Here is a 19449-nt window from a genome sequence, read left to right as displayed (position 1 = left end):
CCGGGGTTAGCCCAGCAGTGCCAGCGCGGCCTCGGCCTTCTGTTTGGCGGCAGCGTAATTTTCCTGAGCAAAGGCCGCCCATTGCTGCTCAAGCTGGGACTGGCGCGCAGTGGCCTGATCGCCACCCTTGAAGGCGTCAACAATATCTGCGCTTGCCGCTTCTGGAGCGGTGATCGGCAGAGCGGCAACCAATGCGATGGCTTCGTCGATCAACCCGCGAGCCTCGGCATTGTCCCTGCCTTCAAGCGCCGCTTCGGCGCCCTGGATGGCCGCGACTGCCGCGCTGAGATTGTCGAGTTGGAAGGTGATGGTCTGGTCAAACAGCGCATCGACCACGGCGCCACGCGCCGACGACATGCCTTCGTCAAAGGTGATCATCGAGGCGAATTTCGCATCGGTGAACGGGTTGGGCAGACCCTCGGGCGCACGATCGTAGACCGATGGGTTGATTGGAAGGCGCTGGATGGATGGTTCAAACAGCACCAGCTGGCCTTCTTCGGACAGCAGGAAATTAACGAAAGCTTCGGCGCCTTCCTGGTTTGGTGCGCTGGCCACGATGCCGATATTAGCCGGAACGACCGTGGTGACCGAGGGATAGACAAAGTCCACCGGGAAGCCGCTGGCCTTAGCCGAGAAGCCGAAGAAGTCGATCACAATGCCGACGCCAGCCTGGCCCGAATTGACGGCGTCAGGAACGCCGAAGGAGCGGTCGGTCACCTGCTGGAAATTGCCGCCGATCAGCTTGAGCAGCTTCCAGCCATTTTCCCAGCCTTCACCCTGCAGAATGGTCTCGACAGTTAGATGGGTGGTGCCCGAACGTGAGGGCGCTGCCATAACCACATGGTCGTGATATTGGGCCTGGGCCAAGTCCTCCCATTCGCTCGGTGCGGCAATGCCATTGGCATCGAGGTAGCGCGTATTGAACATCATGCCATAGCCTGATGCAGCAAAACCGAAGAAGTAACCGTCGGGGTCATTGACGTGATAGGAGCCGACCGTGTCCGGAATGCCTTCAACGGTTGGCTGGAACGGCCACAGCAGGCCTTGGCTCTTGAGCGTGAAGAAGGCGTCGGGGGCAGAGGCCCAGAACAGATCGGTCTGGTTGTTCGAGCGGGTTTCCTCGAGATAAACAACGCCCGAACTGGTGCTCTTGTTCTGAACTTCCAGCGTCGTACCGGGGTAGGCCGCTTCAAACGCAGCCTTGAACGGGTCCGTCACGTCCTTGGAGAAGGAGGTTACGACGGTAACAGTCCCCTGTTGGGCGAACGCCGCGGTGCCGGACAAGAGTAGGGCGGCGCTGAGCGCCACTATGCCGATTTTCATATAGTCCTCCGTTGCGCCGGGTTTTTTTTCGTTTGGCGCACCGTACCCTTCGCAAGAGGCGTGCCAGATCAACTCTGCAGTGGTTGGAAGATAGAATCTCTAAGATCTTGCAGAGTGATGGCCAAAATTCTCAATGGTGTGACTTGTCTGGCCGAACCTGTATAATTGGGTCATTCCGGTAACGCTCCCTTTACGGTGCGGGTAATGAACGACCCAGCGGCTCCCGGAACACACAGCGCGCAGTCAACGCGGGCGTTTGATAATCAGAGGCTAAACCAAGCAGCCGCGACCAGAACTCAGCGTAAGTCATCTACGACAGCCGCCCACGACGGTGAACATAGGTCAATTAGCCGACTTGGCACGCTACCTGCATTGCCTGATGGCATCGACGCTCGGCTGTTGCAGGCGATCGCGGACTGCTCGGCCCGATGGCTAACTTGAAGAACAGACAGGATTAAGACCATGATATCGCCAGCCCCACGACTGCTCGTCATCCGGCACGGCGAGACCCAATGGAACCGCGCTGGGCGGCTGCAGGGGAGGCTGGACACGCCGCTCACCGCTAATGGCGTTCGGCAGGTGATGGCGGTTGGCAAGAACCACAAGGATCGCCTCGATTGGTCCGCCCCCATCAAGTTTTGGGTCAGCCCACAGGGGCGGGCACAGCAAACTGCATCGATCCTTGCAGATATCTGGGATGTTCCATTTGACCGCTTTATAACTGATGCGGCTTTGGCAGAACGCTCCTATGGCCAATGGGAAGGTTTCACGCAGGATGAAATCCGCCTCAATTTCAGTTCCGAGTACGAAGCTCTACAGCTTGATCCCTGGACAATCGCCATGGCTGATGGTGAAAGTCGAACCGATCTCAACTCACGGCTGGATCCTTGGAGTAAAGGCCTGGAACGCGGTCATTTTCACATTGCCGTCACGCATAGCGGATGCTTGCGTGCCCTACGCGGTCTTCATACTGGTGCATCGCGCGACACAATTCTCGCCTATCGAGAACCTCAGACCGCGTCTGTGCACTTGGAAGGTGGGAGAGACACAATCATCGAGGTGCCTGCAAGTACACTCAGTGCTGCCGGCTGCAGCAGCCAGGGACACACCGTCTGGATATGATGGACCTTACAGGGCGCATTGGCACATCGAGATTCCCCACTGCTCGCCCTGTGGGAATAAACGAGCCAGACAGTTTCGCCTGACCCCCGCCGGCCTGGATCTGCTACAACGCATCGACGAGGCCCTTCGCGGCGACGGGCCGATTTCGCAACCGGAACAAGTTAGTACCTAAAAAGGGCGGTACCTCACTGCACGGGTGGTTCTTCGATTCCCAACTTACCAGATCCACCTGTTAAACTTCGAACGGTCCAACAGTTTCCGGCCTTTCTCAGATGAGGTGGATGGCTCCCGCTCCCGGCATCTGAGTGCCAAAGTGGGTTTGCTATCAGGCAACCCGAGCAAAGGAGCCATCCGCCATGCAGATTACCACCGTGGGCCTAGATCTGGCCAAGAGTGTTTTTCAGGTTCATGCCGTTGATGCGTCTGGAGGTGTTGTTGTGCGCAAAACACTTCGGCGATCACAGGTTCTGCCGTTCTTCACCAGGGTACCACCCTGTCTGATCGGCGTTGAAGCGTGCGGCACATCCCACCATTGGGCTCGCGAGCTGACAAAGCTGGGCCATGAGGTCCGCATTATGCCGCCAGCCTACGTGAAGCCCTACGTGAAGCGCAGCAAGAACGATGCCGTGGACGCCGAAGCGATTTGCGAAGCCGTAACCCGCCCTACCATGCGTTTCGTGGCGATGAAGTCGACCGATCAGCAGGCAGCGCTGTCGTTGCATCGGGTACGCGATCTTCTGGTCAAGCAGCGCACCCAGCTGGTGAACATGATCCGCGGCCTGTTAGCCGAGTTCGGCATCGACATCCCAGTAGGCTTAGAGCGGGCGCTTGGGCTGGCGCGGCAGATCGCGGTCAGTGAAGTTGAACCAGATGTGCCCGCTGTGGCGAAGCAGATGCTTGATCTCCTCTGTGCTCAGGTCCTCGATACCCATGTCCGTTTGCAGGCGATTGACCGCGCGATCATTGCTTTGCAAAGAACTGACGAGGTGGCGCGACGTCTATCGACCATTCCTGGCATCGGCCCGGTTGGCGCCACAGCACTGGCAGCATCGGTTGCCGATCCGGGACAGTTCCGTTCCGGTCGAGAGTTTGCCGCCTGGCTGGGACTGACACCCTCGCAAAACTCGAGCGGCGGAAAAGACCGGCTTGGCCGCATCACCAAGATGGGTGATCGCTATCTGAGAAAGCTTTTGGTGATCGGCGCGACCTCTCTTGTCCGCCGGGCCAGGCATAAGCCCGAGGCTGCGGATCCCTACCTTCTGGCGTTGCTTGCCCGAAAGCCGGGGCGTGTTGCAAGCGTGGCCATGGCCAACAAAATGGCCCGCGTGGTCTCGGCGGTCATGGCTCGCGGCGAGGTCTACCAAGCTCGCCATGCCCCAAGCCTTGCAGCGTAAAGCCAGGAGGAGATTGAATCTTTAAGCAATATCCATTTCGAGCCGATCAACCGGCTCCATGAGGTTGTGAGAGCGAAGCGATGTGATGGCGAAGCCGGTCAGGCCGGAAACAGGGACAACCCGTCGAATGACCGAGGCGCAACAGCCTGAATTTCAGATTGGGACCCTGTTCGCCGACCCCATCAGGGCCAGCAGTCTCCTATGGCTGCATCAACAGGCCGGACAGAAGACTGCACCCGACCAAAGCGCCAGAACACTGATTTTTCTCTTGCAATGGGGGAGCCATCCACAGAGGTCATTGGCTTTGCTGCAGACTGTTGCCGAAAGCGGTCGTTGTAGCGATCATCCGAATGTGAAAACCTCCCCCAGCAATCACAACGGATGATGGGCGTCGTGATGAACAACTGGCAACGGCTTGCAGTGATTTCCTTGGCAACCAGCGGGCTCTTTGTTGCCGTGTTCGCTATCGTCCTGATTGGCAAGGACGGATTGGATGTCATGTATTGTACCAGCCTTCCGGCAGGACATTTTTTGCCGTGCATGCCATCGATCACTGGAATGGCCGCGGCTATGCTGCTGACAATCATCTGCGCCGTGCCAATATTTGCGCTCTTCTCCCCTTTGGCGTTGATTGGATGCAAAGGGCGCGATCAATAGGGCAAAGGTAGATATGCCTGTCGGTCTCATAGGCCCCATGATGCCGAGCGATCGGGCTCACGTTAGGTCGTGTTGTTCATGATCGTCAGGAGATTAAATCGAGGTCGGATCTAGAATCCGTCGCCCGTCCGCTCGCGGTTGCGGCGCAACAGGGGGTTATCGAGATTACCAACAGGGACCCCATTTACGTACTGCGGCATGGCCGACGGTCTGGAACACCCTTGGAAGGCTTCAAGGCGGTCAGGACTCCCCACTGACTGAATATGGCCTTCAGCAGGTGGACCGCATGGGCCAGTTACTACTTCGCGAACTTGAAGGAGCAGAAGGCGTCCAATGTCAGGTCAGTCCACTGGGGCGGGCGCAGTCCAGGGCATCCCGTCTGCAGACGACCTTGCCCCGGACCAAATGGACCGCTGATTATCGCCTCACTGAGATGAAGTTCGGCTCCTGGGATGGGATGACGGCATACGAGATCGCTATGGAGTACCCTGGCCTGCTGGACGGATCTGAAGCATTCGACTGGTTCCTCAGGACGCCTGACGGAGAGAGCTTTGAGGCGGTGAACGCCCGGCTTGGCGACTGGCTCAGAACAGTTTCCGGTCCTACTGTCGTGGTAACGCACGGGGTGGCAGCACGTGTGCTCATAGGTATCTATCTCGGGCTGCCCCAAGAGAGGACGCTGCGGCTAGCATTGCCAGACAGCGGACTTGCCCGCTTGGCGGGAGGGCGGCTCACTTTGCTAAGCTGATGACATAACGAATCTTCCCCCTAGATTGGCCGCTTGACGTTCAAACCTATGTCCGCCAGGACGAGCACCAACGTACCGAGTAGCGGATCTCTGGTCGGCAACCGACCCTTTGCGGAGATAAGCAACCGCTTCATGTCCCCTCATCGGCCGGTTAGCGAGCTCTTGCCGACGTCAAAAGCGGGCATCACGCGGAAATCTCTGTGTGCCATTGGACTGCCAATACAACTTGCTTAAAACTGATCCGGAAACTGGACGGGCTCTGTCGATCTGCGGACAGTAACTATGCGGCGTCAGCCAGACAGCATCCCGCGGATTTTAGTGGCCAAATCATCCATCGCGAAGGGCTTTGTGATCATGTCCATACCCGGTTCCAGGAAGTCGGAACGGGACGCTGCCATCGCGGCATAACCTGTAATGAAAAGTACGCGCAGGTGAGGCCGCGTTTGCCGGGCGATTTCCGCCAGTTGACGTCCGTTTATGCCGGGCAGACCAACATCGGAAATCAACAGGTCGATACGCTCGCCCGATTGCAGAATGGGCAGTGCGTCTCTGCTATCGCCCGCCTCTATCGCGACATAGCCCAGCTCCTGCAGCACGTCGACAACGAGGAGGCGGACTGGGACGTCGTCTTCGACAATAAGTACTGTCTCCCCGCTGCCCATGGGTGTGGGCGCGACACTAGTCACCTGGGCCGAGACACTGGCCTGATCATTGCGCGGCAGGTAAAGCGAAACCGTCGTGCCCCTGTCAGGCAAGCTGGCAAGGTCCACGTGCCCACCGGACTGGCGCGCAAACCCATAGATCATAGATAGTCCGAGTCCAGTGCCCTGTCCGATCGGCTTTGTGGTGAAGAACGGGTCGAAAGCCTTGTCTCTGACTTCGGGCGTCATGCCCTCGCCGGTATCGATCACCGAAATTTTCACATAGTCCCCCGCCGTCCCCCCATCGGTGCGGCGGATATCGCGCTCGGTCAGGCTGACATTGGACAATTCAATAGTCAGTAGCCCGCCTTCAGGCATGGCATCGCGGGCATTGATCGCGAGATTAAGGACAGCGCTTTCGAGCTGATTGGCATCGGTGATCGCCTGCCAGCTGTCGCTCGGCAGAACGGTTTCCAGCGTGATCTGCTCACCAAGCGTGCGGGTCAACAGGTCGCGCATGGATTCGATCAACGGAACCACGTCGGTTGCCTTGCGATCAAGCGACTGTCGCCGCGAAAACGCCAGCAGGCGATGGATCAGCGAGGCCGCGCGCTGTGCCGAGGTAATGGCAGCATCCATGAAGCGGTCAAGATCGTCATAGCGCTGATTGGCTATGCGGCGCTTCATCACGTCGAGCGAGCCGATAACGCCCGTCAGCATGTTGTTAAAGTCGTGCGCAATGCCACCGGTCAGTTGGCCAACGGCCTCCATCTTCTGGGACTGGCGCAACAAGGCTTCAGTTTCACGCAGAATTTCGGCCTGCTTTCGCTCGGCAGTAATGTTGTGGCCGTAGAGATAGATCACGTCCCCTTCGGCTGCCGCGTCCCAGGAAAACCAGTGGAGGGAGCCATCCGCCGCAGTCAGACCGAGATCGGTCGCTGTCGGTGGGCGATCAGGGTCGAAACCGATAAGGCGGCGGGCCGCGTCAATTTCCTGCTCGGCTGCGATGTCGAAGAATGGCCGGCCAATCAGCTTTGTCTGTTCGTAACCAAGAATGGCGTCCCAGGCCGGGTTGGCGTCGCGAATGATTCCATCGACGCCAACGACCGCCAGCAGGTCCCGCGAATTCTGCCAGACTTGATTTCGCTCGCGCGTCCGTTCGCGCACGCTTTCCGAAAGCGTCTCATTGGCCAGTCGCAACCGCTCTTCGATGCGCTTGGATCCGGTAATGTCATAGATGACGCCGATATAGCGCAGTCCGCCGGCGTCAATGTCCGCCAGATACTCGCCGCGCCGCGCCAGCCAACGGGTTTCCCCGTCATCGGCACGGGTTATGCGAAATTCTATATTTTGCTCGGGCTGCGGCTCGGCCGGCAGTTTAGGATCGATAATGGGACGATCCTCGGCGTGAACCAGCAGATTGATGGTTCTGACCGGCAGGACGTTTGTCGGATGCAAGCCGAGCAGCCGGCAAAACTGCCGCGACACGGCAACTGTGCCAAAGCCGTCGGTATGCTCAAACGTGCCCACTTGCCCTGCCGTCTGGGCAACGCGAAGTTGCTCTTCAGTACGCTTGCGGTCGGTGACGTCGACCAGGGTACCGTGGAAGCGAACCGGCTGGTCCAGTTCATCGAGCACTGTGCGACCCTCGGCATGAATCCAGCGGACCCCGCCATCATCCTTAAGCAGCCGATAGTCTTTGGAGAAGACCTCTGCGCCGGCCAGAATACCGGCAACCGCAATGCGAATGCGGCGTACGTCTTCGGGATGGATGCCGGCAAAGAACTGGCTGGTCGGTACACCATTGGCAAGCGCCACCGGGTCCTGACCCGTCAGTCCGGCAAAGCGCGCATCAGCAGTCAGACGCTGCCTGGCAATGTCCCAGTCCCAACTCCCCGCAGCACCCGCCGCCTCCAGCGTCAAGTCGAGCCGCTGCCTGGCTTCCTTAATCTGTTGTTGCAGTTCAATAAGCTCGGATCGGGAGGAGCCGGTTTCGTCCATGTCTCGGTCAGTCGGCACTTAGAGCGCGGCTTTCATAGTTTGAGGCAGGCTGATCAGGCACCCACTGCCCAATTACTGTCAGCGGTGACGCGGCTGATAAAGTCGCCCAGCAGCTGTTTCAGCATGCCAAGCGAAGGAAGATCCATGATCATGGCTATATAGCCGCGGATGTTGCGATCACGCACTGAAAAATTGATGTAGAGAAACAGCACCAGTCCATCGGTATCAGGCTCTACCCCGATATCGAACAGTACCTTCCCGTCCCCATAGAGCACCTTGGGCAAGGACATATGCAGCGACTGGTTGAGCATATTGGCAATGGTGCCCAGACACCCGTTGAGGATCACATTGCCAGTCTCGGCCAGAGCCTCGTCCTTGAGCGAGGCAACCTCGGCAGCATCCACTTCATCACCGACGATGGCGCGAACCAGTTCGAGGCTGTTCTCTTCGGGAAAAATCAGTAGGGCCTTGCCCGAAAAAGCACCGCCGAATTCTTGCTTTATAGCGACAAGATCGTCGCTCTCGCGTTGCCCGATGAGGGCTGCTGCGGCATTTTGGGTGACAACCTCGACGGACGGCACGGACAGCAGAACCTGCTTGCCCACCATCTTGCGCAGGCTCGCGGCAGCGCGACTGACACCAATATTGACCAGCTCAGTCAACGCATCGCGCTCGAGCTCGTCAAGAGTCACGTCGATGCGCGTCATACGTTGGCCTGACGGAGACGCAGAGCCGCGCCACTCAAAAAGCCCTTCATGGTGTCTTCGGTCACCGGCTTAGCGACAAAGGTCGCATTGAGCTCGCGGGCACGGGCGACGATCTCGTTCTGCACATTTGCCGTGATGATAGCGATCGGCATTTGCGGATAAGCATCCCGAAGTTCCGCGGCGAGCGCGAGACCATCCTTTCCCGGCATGTTGAAATCGAGCACGGCAAGGTCGATGGGCTGGGCCTTCACCGCTTCCAGCGCTTCATCCGCGTTACCCGCCTCTACCCGATGCCAGTCCGGCTGTAAAGCGGCGATGGTTTTGCCGGCGACGATGCGCGCCAGCTTGCTATCGTCCACGAGCAGGACCGTCACCATCGAGAAAACTCCGTCATTGCGATCCCACGGATCTATTTGTCATCTGTATGCGGACACCGGGTCCGCGGCAAGTTAAGTCGCCATGTTGCGGTCGTGGACGTCCCGCATGAGTGGCATGATCCACTGGCATATGAAGGGATCTAGAGGGTGGCCGACCACGCGTGGGGATAGTGCCATCAGGACTTGCCAGAGCGCCGTATGGACCGACCCCGCTGCGCTAACGTCGACAGAGGCGTCCGGGTTGCCCTGCAACAGGGACATGAGGGCTTCCGCCTCCTCCACCCCACAATTCCCGGTAATAGCGATTGCTTTGCCGTCAAGAACCACGCTCATCCGATCAACTCCGCCATATCGAGCACCAACAACACCTGCCCGTTTCCCAAGACCGTCGTCCCCGCGATGCCGGGCATCCCCGTTAGCAAACCGCCCAATGGCCGGGTAATAGTCTCGATCCTCTCGGCAATAGCGTCCACAATAATGCCGACACGCTGTTCGGCGATCGCCAAAATCAGGACCGTCATCTCGCCCGAGGGCCCCGTATTGGGCAGGCCCAGCAGATCGCCCAGCAACAGCAGTGGTATGGTGCCGTCGCGCAGCACAAAGGCGCGATTGTCGCGAATTGGCGTCACTGAATGGTGGCTGACGCGCACGGTTTCCACCACCGCCTGCATCGGCAGGCCATAGCGCTCGGCGCCCACCGATACGATCAGCAATTGCGTCATCGCAAAGCCGACGGGCAGGCGTAAGGCCGTAGTGGTCCCCAACCCTGGACGGCTGCTGATACTGACGGTGCCGCCCAGTCGGGCGACTTCGGTTCGCACGGCGTCAAGGCCGACGCCGCGGCCGGATAGGTCGCTGACGTTTGCGGCGGTAGAAAATCCGGCTGCGAAGAGCAGATCGAGCACCTCGCGATCATCGAGCGCTGCGGCACGGTCCCCGCTCACGAGGCCTTTGGCAATGGCAGCGGCACGAATGTGTTCCGGATTGATACCCCGGCCATCATCGGACAGGCTGACGATGATGTGGTCGCCTTCTCTGGCCACCTGGAGGGCCAGTTTTGCCGTTGCCGGCTTGCCGGCTTCAAAGCGTTCCGCGGCGCTCTCGATGCCATGGTCCATCCCGTTGCGCATCAGATGCAGCAGCGGTTCGAACAATTCATCGACGATTGACTTGTCGGCTTCGATAGTGTCGCCCTCGATCACCAGATCCGTCGGCTTGCCCAGGCGGCGCGACAGGTCGCGGACCATCCGCGGCAGTCTGCGAAAGGCCTGTCCCACCGGTATCATTCGCGTCTGCAACACGCCGCCGTAAAGTGCGCCGGTCAGGCGGTCGAGATCTTTTTGCGCGACGGCTATGCTGCGGGATATCTCCGCCCCCCCGGGCAGCACACTCGTCGCTGCCGCCAGCCCCGCCAAGCCGTTCTTGGTAGTCATCAGCTCACCTACGAGATCGAGTAGCGCATCGATGCGCGCTGGATCCACGCGCAGGCCACGCATGGCCACGGTTTTGGTGTCGTCCGCAACCGGTTTGGCCGGCGGCGAGACGGCAGCAGCGCCGAGCGGCACAATTTCCACCTGATCGGGCACCAGCCGGAAGATTGCCTCCACATCACCCAGCGGCGCCGCGCTGAGCGCCTCGAAAGCCAGGTTGGAGCGGAAAGGATCGAACAGGTCCGGTGTTGGCCATGGGGCCCGCGGTTCGACGGACAGATGGATGAGGCCGGGCATGCGGGAGAGCAGCGCAATGGGGTCATCGCCGCTGAAAAAGCATTCAGTATGCGGATGGTAACGCAAGGCGACAGTGGCTGTGCCGCCAATGCGGGCCGCCAAGGCCAAGGCCCAGGCGATCGAACCCGCGCCACCGGGCGGCAAACCATCGGCGACGGTTTCAATATCTACGCCAAGCGCCGCCTCAAGCGGTCCTGCCCGCTCCAGTCGCTGCAGGCTGACGACACCCCCACCTTCCAGATCGTCCACGCATTGGTCAATCCATTCGAGAACAGCGATGAGTGCGTCGATTTGCGGCGCGTCGAGGCTGGCCGTTCCGGCTCGCACATGGCCCAGATTGTCCTCGGCTTTGTGCAGGGCCGAGTGCAGGGCGGGCAGGTCGAAAAGACCAGTCGAGCCCTTCAGTGTATGGACGGCCCGAAAGGCGCTATCGAGCCGCGCCACATCGAGCGACTCAGTTTCGAGAGCTAAAAGATCATCGATGGCCCCCTGCACCAGGTCGCGCGCCTCGACGATGAACTGGGCCATCAGCTCGTCCATCAGGGCTGTTCCGGCCGCTGATAGACGATGGCTTCGGAGAAGCGGCGCGTGACGAACCGCTCGGAAATGCGTGACATTGATTCAGAGTGCCCCAGACACATGTAGCCGCCGGGCACGAGGCTGTTGAACAGGTTCTGCATGCAGCGCACCCGCGCCGCGCCGTCGAAATAGATCAGCAGGTTGCGGCAGAAAATGACGTCGAAACGCCCCTGCCGTGCCACTGATGCGGCGTCGGTGATGTTGCACGGCGTAAAGGTGACCGATTCCCGCAGGTCTTCGATCAGGCGGACGCGGCCGTCTGCGGCGGGCGAAAAATAGCGCTCGACCAGTCCGGGCGGCAGGCGCATGACGGCGCGGCGGCCGTATATGGCGTCGAGGGCCTCAGCGACAATAGCGGTATCGATGTCCGAGCCAACGATTTCGACATTGTATGCATCGACCAGAGCCCAGTTTTCCAGCAGCCAGATGGCAATCGAATAGGGCTCCTCCCCGCTTGAGCAGGGTACGGACCAGATGCGTATCTTGTCGCCAGGCCCTTTGGATCGGATGATTTCAGGTAGGATGGACTGGCTTAGGCAAGCTAGCTGGTGTTCCTCGCGATAGAAATAGGTCTCGTTGACGGTGAAGCTGTTGATCAACTGCTCCGCTTCGCCGGGCTCGGCCCGCAACAGGGCATAGTAGTCGACAAAGTCCGTCATGTGCTTTTGAGCCATGCGGTCGGCGACTCGGCGATCGATATAGTAGCGCTTGGATTCGCCGAACTGCATGCCGGTGCGGGCGTAGAGGAAATCGCACAGCGTGGTAAGGTCGATGACGGAGAGGGGCGACAGCGCCCGCGCCCGGGCCAGTAGTTCGGCGCTACGGCGGGTCATGCGAGCAACTCCGCCAGCCTTCGTGGAATCTCGTCAACCGGCAATGTGTCCACCGCCCCACCAAGGCTGACCAGTTCGCCTGGCATGCCCCAAACCACGGCAGTGTCCTTGGCTTCGGCGATGGTATGACCGCCTGCTGTGCGAAGTTCGGCCATGGCGGCGGCCCCGTCCGAGCCCATGCCGGTCAGCAGGATGCCCAGCAATTGCGCCGGCGGTACATGCTCCATGGCGGTGCGCACCAAGCGATCGACACTGGGATGCCAGGGATAATCGTCCCGCATCGGTGCGGCATTGGCGATCAGTTGGCCCCCTCGCAGGCCGATGACCATGTCGGTACCGCCGCGCGCGATGTATACGCCGCCGGCCAGTAGCGGTGTCAGTCCGGTGACTTCGCTGATTGAGAGTAGCGACAACTTGTCCAGCCGGCGCGCCAGTGGGCCAGTGAAAGCCTGCGGCATGTGCTGGGCGATAACGATGGGCCAGCGCAGGTCTGCGGGCAGTTTTGAGAGCAGGATATCAAGGGCCGGCGGACCACCTGTCGAAGTGCCAACCACGACAAGCCCCAAACCTCCTGCTTTCCCCGGAACTGCCTTGGCGGCAATTGGGAAGGGTGTGTCGTCTAGTCGGCGTAATCGCATCCGTTCGGCAAGTCGCCGTGCCCGCGGCAATTGTACCGCGGCAGCGGCTCTGACCTTGGACACCAGTTCATCGGCCAGTGCAGCCATATGCAGAGACACAACTCCTTCTGGCTTGGCGATGAAGTCCACCGCACCTATTTCGAGCGCCGTCAGCGTTTCGTCGGCGCCATCCTCGGTCAGGGCCGAGACCATCACCACTGGAACCGGATGCTCCAGCATGATCCGGTCCAGACAGGCCAGGCCATCCAGCTTGGGCATATTGATGTCGAGCGTCACCACATCGGGGCGGAAACTGGCGATCTGCTGCAACGCATCCAGACCGTTCTTTGCCACCGAGATCTCGAAATCTCCGGCCGCCGTGAAAATGCCGCTCAGGAGCCTGCGCATGAGCGCCGAATCTTCGGCGATAAGGATGCGGATCACGCTGTACCAACCGGGTCTTGCCGGGCCGCAATCTCAGCGATGACGTCCTGCTCGGCTCGGCTGAGCAATTCTTCCGGATCTATCAGCAGGATGAGCCGGCCATCCGCGCCCACATTGGCAACGCGATTGAATACGGCCGAACGCTCGCTGGAAAGCGACGGCGTCACGGCAAGTCGGTCGGTGGCAACCGAAAGGATTTCCGATACGGCATCGACTACGAAGCCGGCCTGCAATTCCCCGACCGTCACGATGATGACGCGGGGCTGTATGGAGGCGGGAGCCGAGGGCGCATCGAAACGTTGCCGCTGGTCGATGACGGGCACCGGCCTCCCGCGCAGATTGATAATGCCACTGACAAAGCGCGGGCCGTTGGGCAGGCGGGTCACGTTCTCAGGCAGCCGAAGCACTTCTTGTACAGCGGCGATGGGCAAGCCGTACCGCTCTTCGCCCAGGTCGAATACCACGAACTGTTCCTGCATCTGGGTGATATCTTGCTCGAGCATGCTTGCCGCCTCGTTACCGGTCGCAGCGACCGTCGCCTCCACCGCCGCATTGGCAAAAAGCCGCGGCACTGAAAGGATCGACACCAGGGGCCGACCGCCGCTTGGTCGACCAATGGCATCGAGTTCGGCTTGTCCGCTTCCGCGCTGCAGGATTGGGGGCACCGTGTCGATGGCGGTTTCATCCAGGCGCAGGATCGCTTCGATTGCATCCGCAACCAACCCGATCTGAGCGCCAGCATGATCAACGACGAGAACACGGCTATCCCCGATATCGTTCCCTTGGGCAGCAAACCCCAGAAGGCCAGCCAGCGATATGATCGGCAGCGCGCGGTCGCGCACATTCGCCATGCCAAGCACCGCCACATCGGCCCCGGCAACGCGAGACAGCTCCGGCAGACGAAGCACTTCGATAACCGCATCGAGCGGCAGGGCAAAGGTTTGCTCGCCTACCAGGAAGGACAAAAGTACGCGCTGAGCGATCTCCATTTTGGCCTGGGCCGGCAAGGCAGTCCCAGGAACCCGTCCGCCAACAGTCCGCGTTGCCTGGCGCTTGAACCCGGCCTCGAGCAAACCTACGATATCAATCTGCTGGTTGGCCGATCCCTTGTCGCCAAGGTCAAGGCGCAGCACTGCGTCGACCAGCAGGCCCACGGCTCCGGCGTGATTGAGCACAACGACCCGCTCTTCGCTGCCAGGCTCACTGCCCATAAGCCCCGCAAGGGACACGATCGGCAACACCGCGCCGCGCAGATTGCTGACGCCCAGGAGTGCCGGCGGGCCATGGGGCACGCGCGTCACGCGCGGGCGGCGCAATACCTCGATCACGTTTTCGCCGGACAGGAGATAACTCTGCCCACTGACAACGACCGTCAACTGGCGCTGCGCGCTGGACATGGCTGGCGCCTCGGTGCTCACGCTCCGCCCGTCGCCTGAAGCTCTTCCGACAGCAGCGCAATCTCTTCGATTGAGGCTGCCAGATCTTCAGCGGCGCTCGACTGTTCGCGGGCCGTCGACGCCGCCTGTCCCGCGGCAGCGCCCGCTTCCTGCGCCACGGTCGCAATCTGCTCGGTGCCGGCCAGGATTTCGCGCACCGCAAGCACCACGGCATCGGCACTGGTCAAAATAGCGGCATTGCCAGTGCTGATCGTCTCGCAATCGCGCTGCACCTGATCGAGCCGTTCGACGATCAACTTGTTGCGGGCCAGCTCAGCTTCAGCGGTCTGAACGGTCAGTTCGAGATCGCGCCTCGCGGAGCCAATCGTGCTCTGGATCGATCGCACGCCTTCCTTGGCGCCTTCTATCGTATCGGATGCATTGTCGGCCAGCTTGCGGATGTCGCTGGAAACAATGGCAAAGCCTCGTCCTTCGCTGCCGGCCCGGGCTGCCTCGACGGAGCCGCTGACAGCGAGCATGCTGGTCTGCACGCCAACCAGAATGATGCGATCCACAGCGCGCTCGATGCGACGCGCCACCTCGTCGAGCGAGGACAATGTCTCGATAGCGGAGCGCGTATCGGTCAGGCCATTCTCAAGGTCGCCGCCGATGCCGACGACACTGGTCCGGTTGCGCGCCAGCCGTTCGGCAATCGCCTGAACCCGTTGCAGGGCATCCTGTGCATTCTGGGCACTGAGACCGGCGCTGGTTTCGATCTCTGCCATGGCTGCGTTGGATTCTTGGGTGGCCGCCGCTTGTTCCTCGGCGCCACGGCTGATCTGATCCACGGCAATCAGGATCTCGGCGGCTGCGCTCGACAGTTCCTGCACCGTCGCCGACAGTTCCTCGGCCGCCGCTCCCATGGCGGCGGGTCCGCTCGCGGTGTCGCGGCTATCGCTGAGACCTTCGGCGATCTGCGACAGGCTCTGGGCCGCCTGCTGGCTTTGCTCGAGGGCCGCGCTCTGCTGCTGCACGGCGCGCTGGGCTTCTGCTGCCGCAGCGGCCTGTTCTTCGGCGGCAGCGGCGACATTTTCGGCGCCCTTCTGGGCCTCCCGCGCAGCGAGATCGGCCTCAACCGCGGCAGTCAGGATGACGGTGCTGCCGTCGAGCAGGGCGAGGAGATCGGTGCGGATCGTCGCGAGGTCGGCCGAAATCGCCTGGCCGACATCGGTCTGAGCCCGTGCCGACTGGGCAGTGGCAGCTATGCGCGCGGCCACTTCGGCCACGCCATCGCCGATCGACTGGGCCAGTTGCTTGACATCGCGGGCGCTGCGTTCGGCGCTTTCGGCCAGCGCGCGCACCTCGTCGGCCACCACGGCAAATCCAGCGCCTTTGTCGCCCGCTCGCGCCGCTTCGATCGCTGCATTGAGGGCGAGAAGATTGGTCTGGTCCGATACATCGGCGACGACCAGGGTCGTCTCGCCGATGCTGCCGGCCTGGCTCTGCAGCCGGTTGATGAGGTCGACGGCGGCCAGTTGGCGGGAAGCATTGCTTTCGATAGCCAGCAATGAGCCCTCAATGGTGGCAGCGGATTCAACCACCGCCGCCTGCAGGACTTCGGCCTGACGGCGTGAGGCCTCTGCATCGGTTCGGGCGCTGGCAAACTGGCGCGACAGTTCCCCAACCGTCGCCAGCGACTCGTGGGCCGCGCCGGCCGCTTCCTCGGCCCCGCTGGCGATCTGCTCGAGAGTCCGCCGAAGTTCTTCAGCCGCCGCCGCGGATTCAGCGATACCGCTGGCCAGTTGCATAGTCGCCGCAGCAACCCGCTCCGCGGCCTGTTCGCGGGACACCGGCATGCGTGGCTTGGCTGGCGGCCTCGACGCCTTCGGGGTCACTATAGTTCGCGATACCGCCGTATCACCAGCCACGCGCTTGGCGAGAGCGGTTGTTTTAACAAGTGCCATGCGCTGTTCCGCCCGGTTACAAAGATCTCAGCCAGACCAGATACCATCCCGCAAGCCGGCGGCATACAGCGTCTAGCTCGGATGGCTCAAATATATTGATGGCTCACGGGCTTGAAGAAGAAAGATACGGTGCCCGAGATGCGCCGACCACGTAAAACTATTCGTTATCGCTAAGAACCCCAGATACTAATATAGGAGCCACCGCTTTGGCTCATCGAAGGACCAAAGCTGCCGGTCTGCAAGCGACCTATTGTCGCCGTTCGGAGCGCCGCGTTCGGCGCCCGAAACCTGCCGTTCATTCACTTCCACCCGACGGCAAAGTCGGGGCCGTCTGCTGAAGAGGTCATCAGGGAAATCAAGCGGCTCTTCAAGATTGAAAAGAACCCACCCACTGTTACCCGCGCCGAAGGTCGCCTCACGCGGCGCTGTGGCTTCTTGAAGAGTACGGCCTCGTCACCGACGACTATCACCGCACACAATGGGTGTGGTTCGCTGTGACCTTCACCGCAATCTGGCGCAATTTCTCCAGCGCTAAGTGGCGGATTGCGGGCGAGATCTCGAAGAAAAGTAGAACGGACGTTCGAGCGTGATGCCGCGAAAGTCTGGTCTGAGCCCAAAGTGACGAATGCTGCACGATGGGCGAATGTCGATTACCGACCTCACTACGCCAGCGTGCGCGTCATCTCACGGATCAGATCATTTGTCTCTGGTCTCGTCGTTTGGTGCCGATATCGAAGGGCCAAAACAGTTCTTGATATTTCAAGGCCATCGATGGGTTTCGACACCAGGCCCATGTCCGAAGGAATAGCGGTGGCTGGCAGGATCACCGCACCTGACCCTTGCCGAGCAAGTTCAACTAACCAATCCACGCGATTTGACCGATAGGCCGCGTAGAGTTCCTGACCATGATCCGCGCAGGCCCCATGCAAAACATCCCGCATTTCGCAATTTAGGCGGTCAAGCATGTCAGTTTTAGCAAGAGCCGAAAGAGAGATCGCATTTAGTTCAGACAACGGATGCGACTTTGACACCACGACCTTGTAGTCCTCTTCATAGAGATGGTCTATACGATAGAGGTCTTCACTGACCTTCTCTGCGGTGACTACAACGTCAAATTCACCATCTCGTAACCCGGCAAGAAGCTCGGAGGTTGACGCAACGATCAATTCGATTTCGGCTTGCGGCAATCGCGTACGAGTACGCTCCATAGCTGCCGAAATCCTGTTGTGGCCAATCGTTTCGCCGACACCGACAGAGATTGGAACCCGCTCCAAGCGCATATGACGGACCGCCTCTGCCTTAGCCTGTCGCGTCTCATCGTGAACCTTCTGCAACCTTGGCTGCATGAGTTTACCGAGGGACGTAGGCCTGCATCCCGCACGGTCCCTGACAAACAGGTCACCTCCAAGCTCGTCTTCAAGTTTCTTGATCGCAGTCGTCAAGGAAGGTTGGGAGACATTGGAGGCACTGGCTGCGTGGGTGAAGTTTCGGTGCTCGCAGACGGCAAGAAAATACCTGATCTGGTTCATTTCCATCGCCACATTCTCCGTCACATCTCATTTCAGGCCATCAAAACAAGTTCGATAGTCCACGTCTATCAAAGAATAGAATTTCGGAATTGGAGCCCGGCGCACCCAGCATGGGACAAGAGTGCATCGAAACCAAACACGATGCACTTCAAATCAGGAGACGACCATGAAAGCGCAAATCCTTCAGACATTCGCCGCACTGGCTCTGTTCACAACTTCTGCAACTGCACAGGACAACGCAATGGAAAATCATACTGCCAGCTACATCGCCATGCCCGCCGCCGAAGGCCAGACCGGAGCCTTCGCGGAGTTTCTGGCAGGTGCCGCACCTATCGTGCGGGAAACAGAGACGGGAACTGTACTTTGGTTTGCTCTGCAAGCCGACGATATGCTCGCAATCTTTGACATCTTCGCAGATGAAGAAGCACGCGACGCTCACTTCTCAGGAGCGGTTGCTGCGGCTTTGAAGCAAAACGCCGACGCGCTGGTCGACGGAGGATGGGACGACGGTGTTGTCGCGAATATCAACAACTCCGATGTCCTGTCGGTAAAGGCGCCGGTTGATCTCTACACGGCAACGACCGCAACTTACATCAAGCTCGAAGCTGCTCCAGGTAAAGGCCCCGAATTGGCAGCCTTGCTGACCGCCGCCGGCCCCATCGTCGCAGAAACTGAACCCAAGACATTGTTCTGGGCGGCGCTGCAGATTGACGGGAACAACTTCGCCATCTTCGACATCTTTGCCGACAACTCTGGCCGCGAAGCGCACTTTGCCGGACAAGTCGCCGGACTCCTGAATGAAAAGGCTTCAGAATTGATCTCAGGTGGATGGGACGACGGTGTGGTGGCAAACGTCCACAATTTCGAAATCCTCGCTACCAAGTAATCTCGAGGTGACTTGAGAAAGAAGTGCCCGGTGCAATCCATCGGGCGCTTTGCTGTTTGAATTTAGATTCACGCCAAAGCGGCCGTGCCGGAACTGGCAAGCGAAGCTCGCACTCGCCTCCGGCTTGGAAAGGGCGGCTATCGGCGGGAACATGTCCGCGCCTTCGCCCAACACGCCGAGATCGCGGACGACGCGATCTACATCGAGGGCAGCAAAAAACACCCTATTGAGGACGCCGGTAGCCACCAAAGGAGGAAAGTCGGCGGGAATCGGCGTTCCCGGTTTTTACCAAAGTGGCGGACCGGGTGGGATTCGAACATATACGCCGAAGTAATCGGCTTGCGCTTGGCTACGCCGTGAGCAATGTCGGCTTTCGGGACGCCGCAAGCGGCAGTCGAACGGCCGGAAAGGTGAAGGGTTTGGGATGCCGCTTGGCGTCGCAAAGCCACCCATGCAGGAACCCGCGGTCCGCACACGCTGCGCTATGGGGTTTTCGGATTTGGCCTGGTCAAGTGCCGGTCGCA

15 protein-coding genes are annotated in these 19449 nt (G+C 60.1%); 5 read left to right on the top strand and 10 right to left on the bottom strand.

Features of this window, described 5'->3' with window-relative positions; translation table 11 throughout:
• Window positions 1-6 precede the first annotated feature (6 nt).
• Complete coding sequence (locus C8264_RS19715; protein WP_108462700.1) at window positions 7-1323, bottom strand: ABC transporter substrate-binding protein; 1317 nt, start codon at window positions 1321-1323, stop codon at window positions 7-9.
• A 462-nt stretch (window positions 1324-1785) separates the two neighbouring features.
• Between C8264_RS19715 and C8264_RS19710 the strand changes: the two genes are divergently transcribed.
• The 4 genes from C8264_RS19710 to C8264_RS23015 all read left to right on the top strand — a co-directional run bounded on the left by C8264_RS19710 (window position 1786) and on the right by C8264_RS23015 (window position 5244).
• Entirely contained in the window at window positions 1786-2445 is a 660-nt protein-coding gene (locus tag C8264_RS19710) for a histidine phosphatase family protein (RefSeq protein WP_108462699.1), read from the top strand.
• Between the two features lie 356 nt (window positions 2446-2801).
• Window positions 2802-3839, top strand: coding sequence for an IS110 family RNA-guided transposase (locus C8264_RS19705; RefSeq protein WP_108462698.1), 1038 nt, complete (start codon window positions 2802-2804; stop codon window positions 3837-3839).
• Window positions 3840-4235: 396 nt separating this feature from the next.
• Complete coding sequence (locus C8264_RS19695) at window positions 4236-4496, top strand: hypothetical protein (protein WP_162783789.1); 261 nt, start codon at window positions 4236-4238, stop codon at window positions 4494-4496.
• A 97-nt stretch (window positions 4497-4593) separates the two neighbouring features.
• Window positions 4594-5244: a histidine phosphatase family protein gene (locus C8264_RS23015; protein ID WP_108462695.1), complete on the top strand. Its 651-nt coding sequence runs from the start codon at window positions 4594-4596 to the stop codon at window positions 5242-5244.
• A 290-nt stretch (window positions 5245-5534) separates the two neighbouring features.
• Here C8264_RS23015 and C8264_RS19685 read toward each other — a convergent pair whose 3' ends face one another.
• The 9 genes from C8264_RS19685 to C8264_RS19635 form a co-directional block, all read right to left on the bottom strand.
• Window positions 5535-7904: a hybrid sensor histidine kinase/response regulator gene (locus C8264_RS19685; RefSeq protein ID WP_245893407.1), complete on the bottom strand. Its 2370-nt coding sequence runs from the start codon at window positions 7902-7904 to the stop codon at window positions 5535-5537.
• Between the two features lie 35 nt (window positions 7905-7939).
• Entirely contained in the window at window positions 7940-8593 is a 654-nt protein-coding gene (locus tag C8264_RS19680) for a chemotaxis protein CheC (RefSeq protein WP_108462693.1), read from the bottom strand.
• Window positions 8590-8970, bottom strand: a complete 381-nt coding sequence (locus C8264_RS19675) for a response regulator transcription factor (protein WP_108462692.1) — start codon at window positions 8968-8970, stop codon at window positions 8590-8592. Before C8264_RS19675 ends, C8264_RS19680 begins: the two co-directional genes overlap by 4 nt.
• 329 nt (window positions 8971-9299) lie before the next feature.
• On the bottom strand, window positions 9300-11237 hold the full coding sequence (locus tag C8264_RS19665; RefSeq protein ID WP_108462690.1) for a chemotaxis protein CheA: 1938 nt from the start codon (window positions 11235-11237) through the stop codon (window positions 9300-9302).
• Window positions 11237-12109 (bottom strand): CheR family methyltransferase, encoded by an 873-nt coding sequence (locus tag C8264_RS19660; RefSeq protein WP_108462689.1) that lies wholly within the window; start codon window positions 12107-12109, stop codon window positions 11237-11239. Before C8264_RS19660 ends, C8264_RS19665 begins: the two co-directional genes overlap by 1 nt.
• Window positions 12106-13170 carry a chemotaxis-specific protein-glutamate methyltransferase CheB gene (gene cheB / locus C8264_RS19655; RefSeq protein WP_108462688.1) on the bottom strand — a complete coding sequence of 355 codons (1065 nt, stop codon included), beginning with the start codon at window positions 13168-13170 and terminating at the stop codon, window positions 12106-12108. Before cheB ends, C8264_RS19660 begins: the two co-directional genes overlap by 4 nt.
• Window positions 13167-14567, bottom strand: coding sequence for a chemotaxis protein CheW (locus C8264_RS19650; protein WP_162783788.1), 1401 nt, complete (start codon window positions 14565-14567; stop codon window positions 13167-13169). The genes cheB and C8264_RS19650 overlap by 4 nt, the downstream gene beginning before the upstream one ends.
• A gap of 17 nt (window positions 14568-14584) precedes the next feature.
• A complete protein-coding gene (locus C8264_RS19645) occupies window positions 14585-16510 on the bottom strand; it encodes a methyl-accepting chemotaxis protein (protein WP_108462686.1) in 1926 nt (641 codons plus the stop codon).
• A gap of 662 nt (window positions 16511-17172) precedes the next feature.
• Window positions 17173-18039, bottom strand: coding sequence for a LysR family transcriptional regulator (locus tag C8264_RS19635; protein WP_245893406.1), 867 nt, complete (start codon window positions 18037-18039; stop codon window positions 17173-17175).
• Between the two features lie 166 nt (window positions 18040-18205).
• Between C8264_RS19635 and C8264_RS19630 the strand changes: the two genes are divergently transcribed.
• The gene (locus tag C8264_RS19630; protein WP_108462684.1) at window positions 18206-18925 is read left to right on the top strand and encodes a hypothetical protein; all 720 of its coding nucleotides are present in this window, start codon (window positions 18206-18208) and stop codon (window positions 18923-18925) included.
• Window positions 18926-19449 lie beyond the last annotated feature (524 nt).

Origin of the sequence: Devosia naphthalenivorans, from assembly GCF_003056355.1 — a bacterium.
Taxonomy (GTDB): Bacteria; Pseudomonadota; Alphaproteobacteria; order Rhizobiales; family Devosiaceae; genus Devosia; species Devosia naphthalenivorans.
This window is presented reverse-complemented; position numbering and strand designations above follow the sequence as displayed.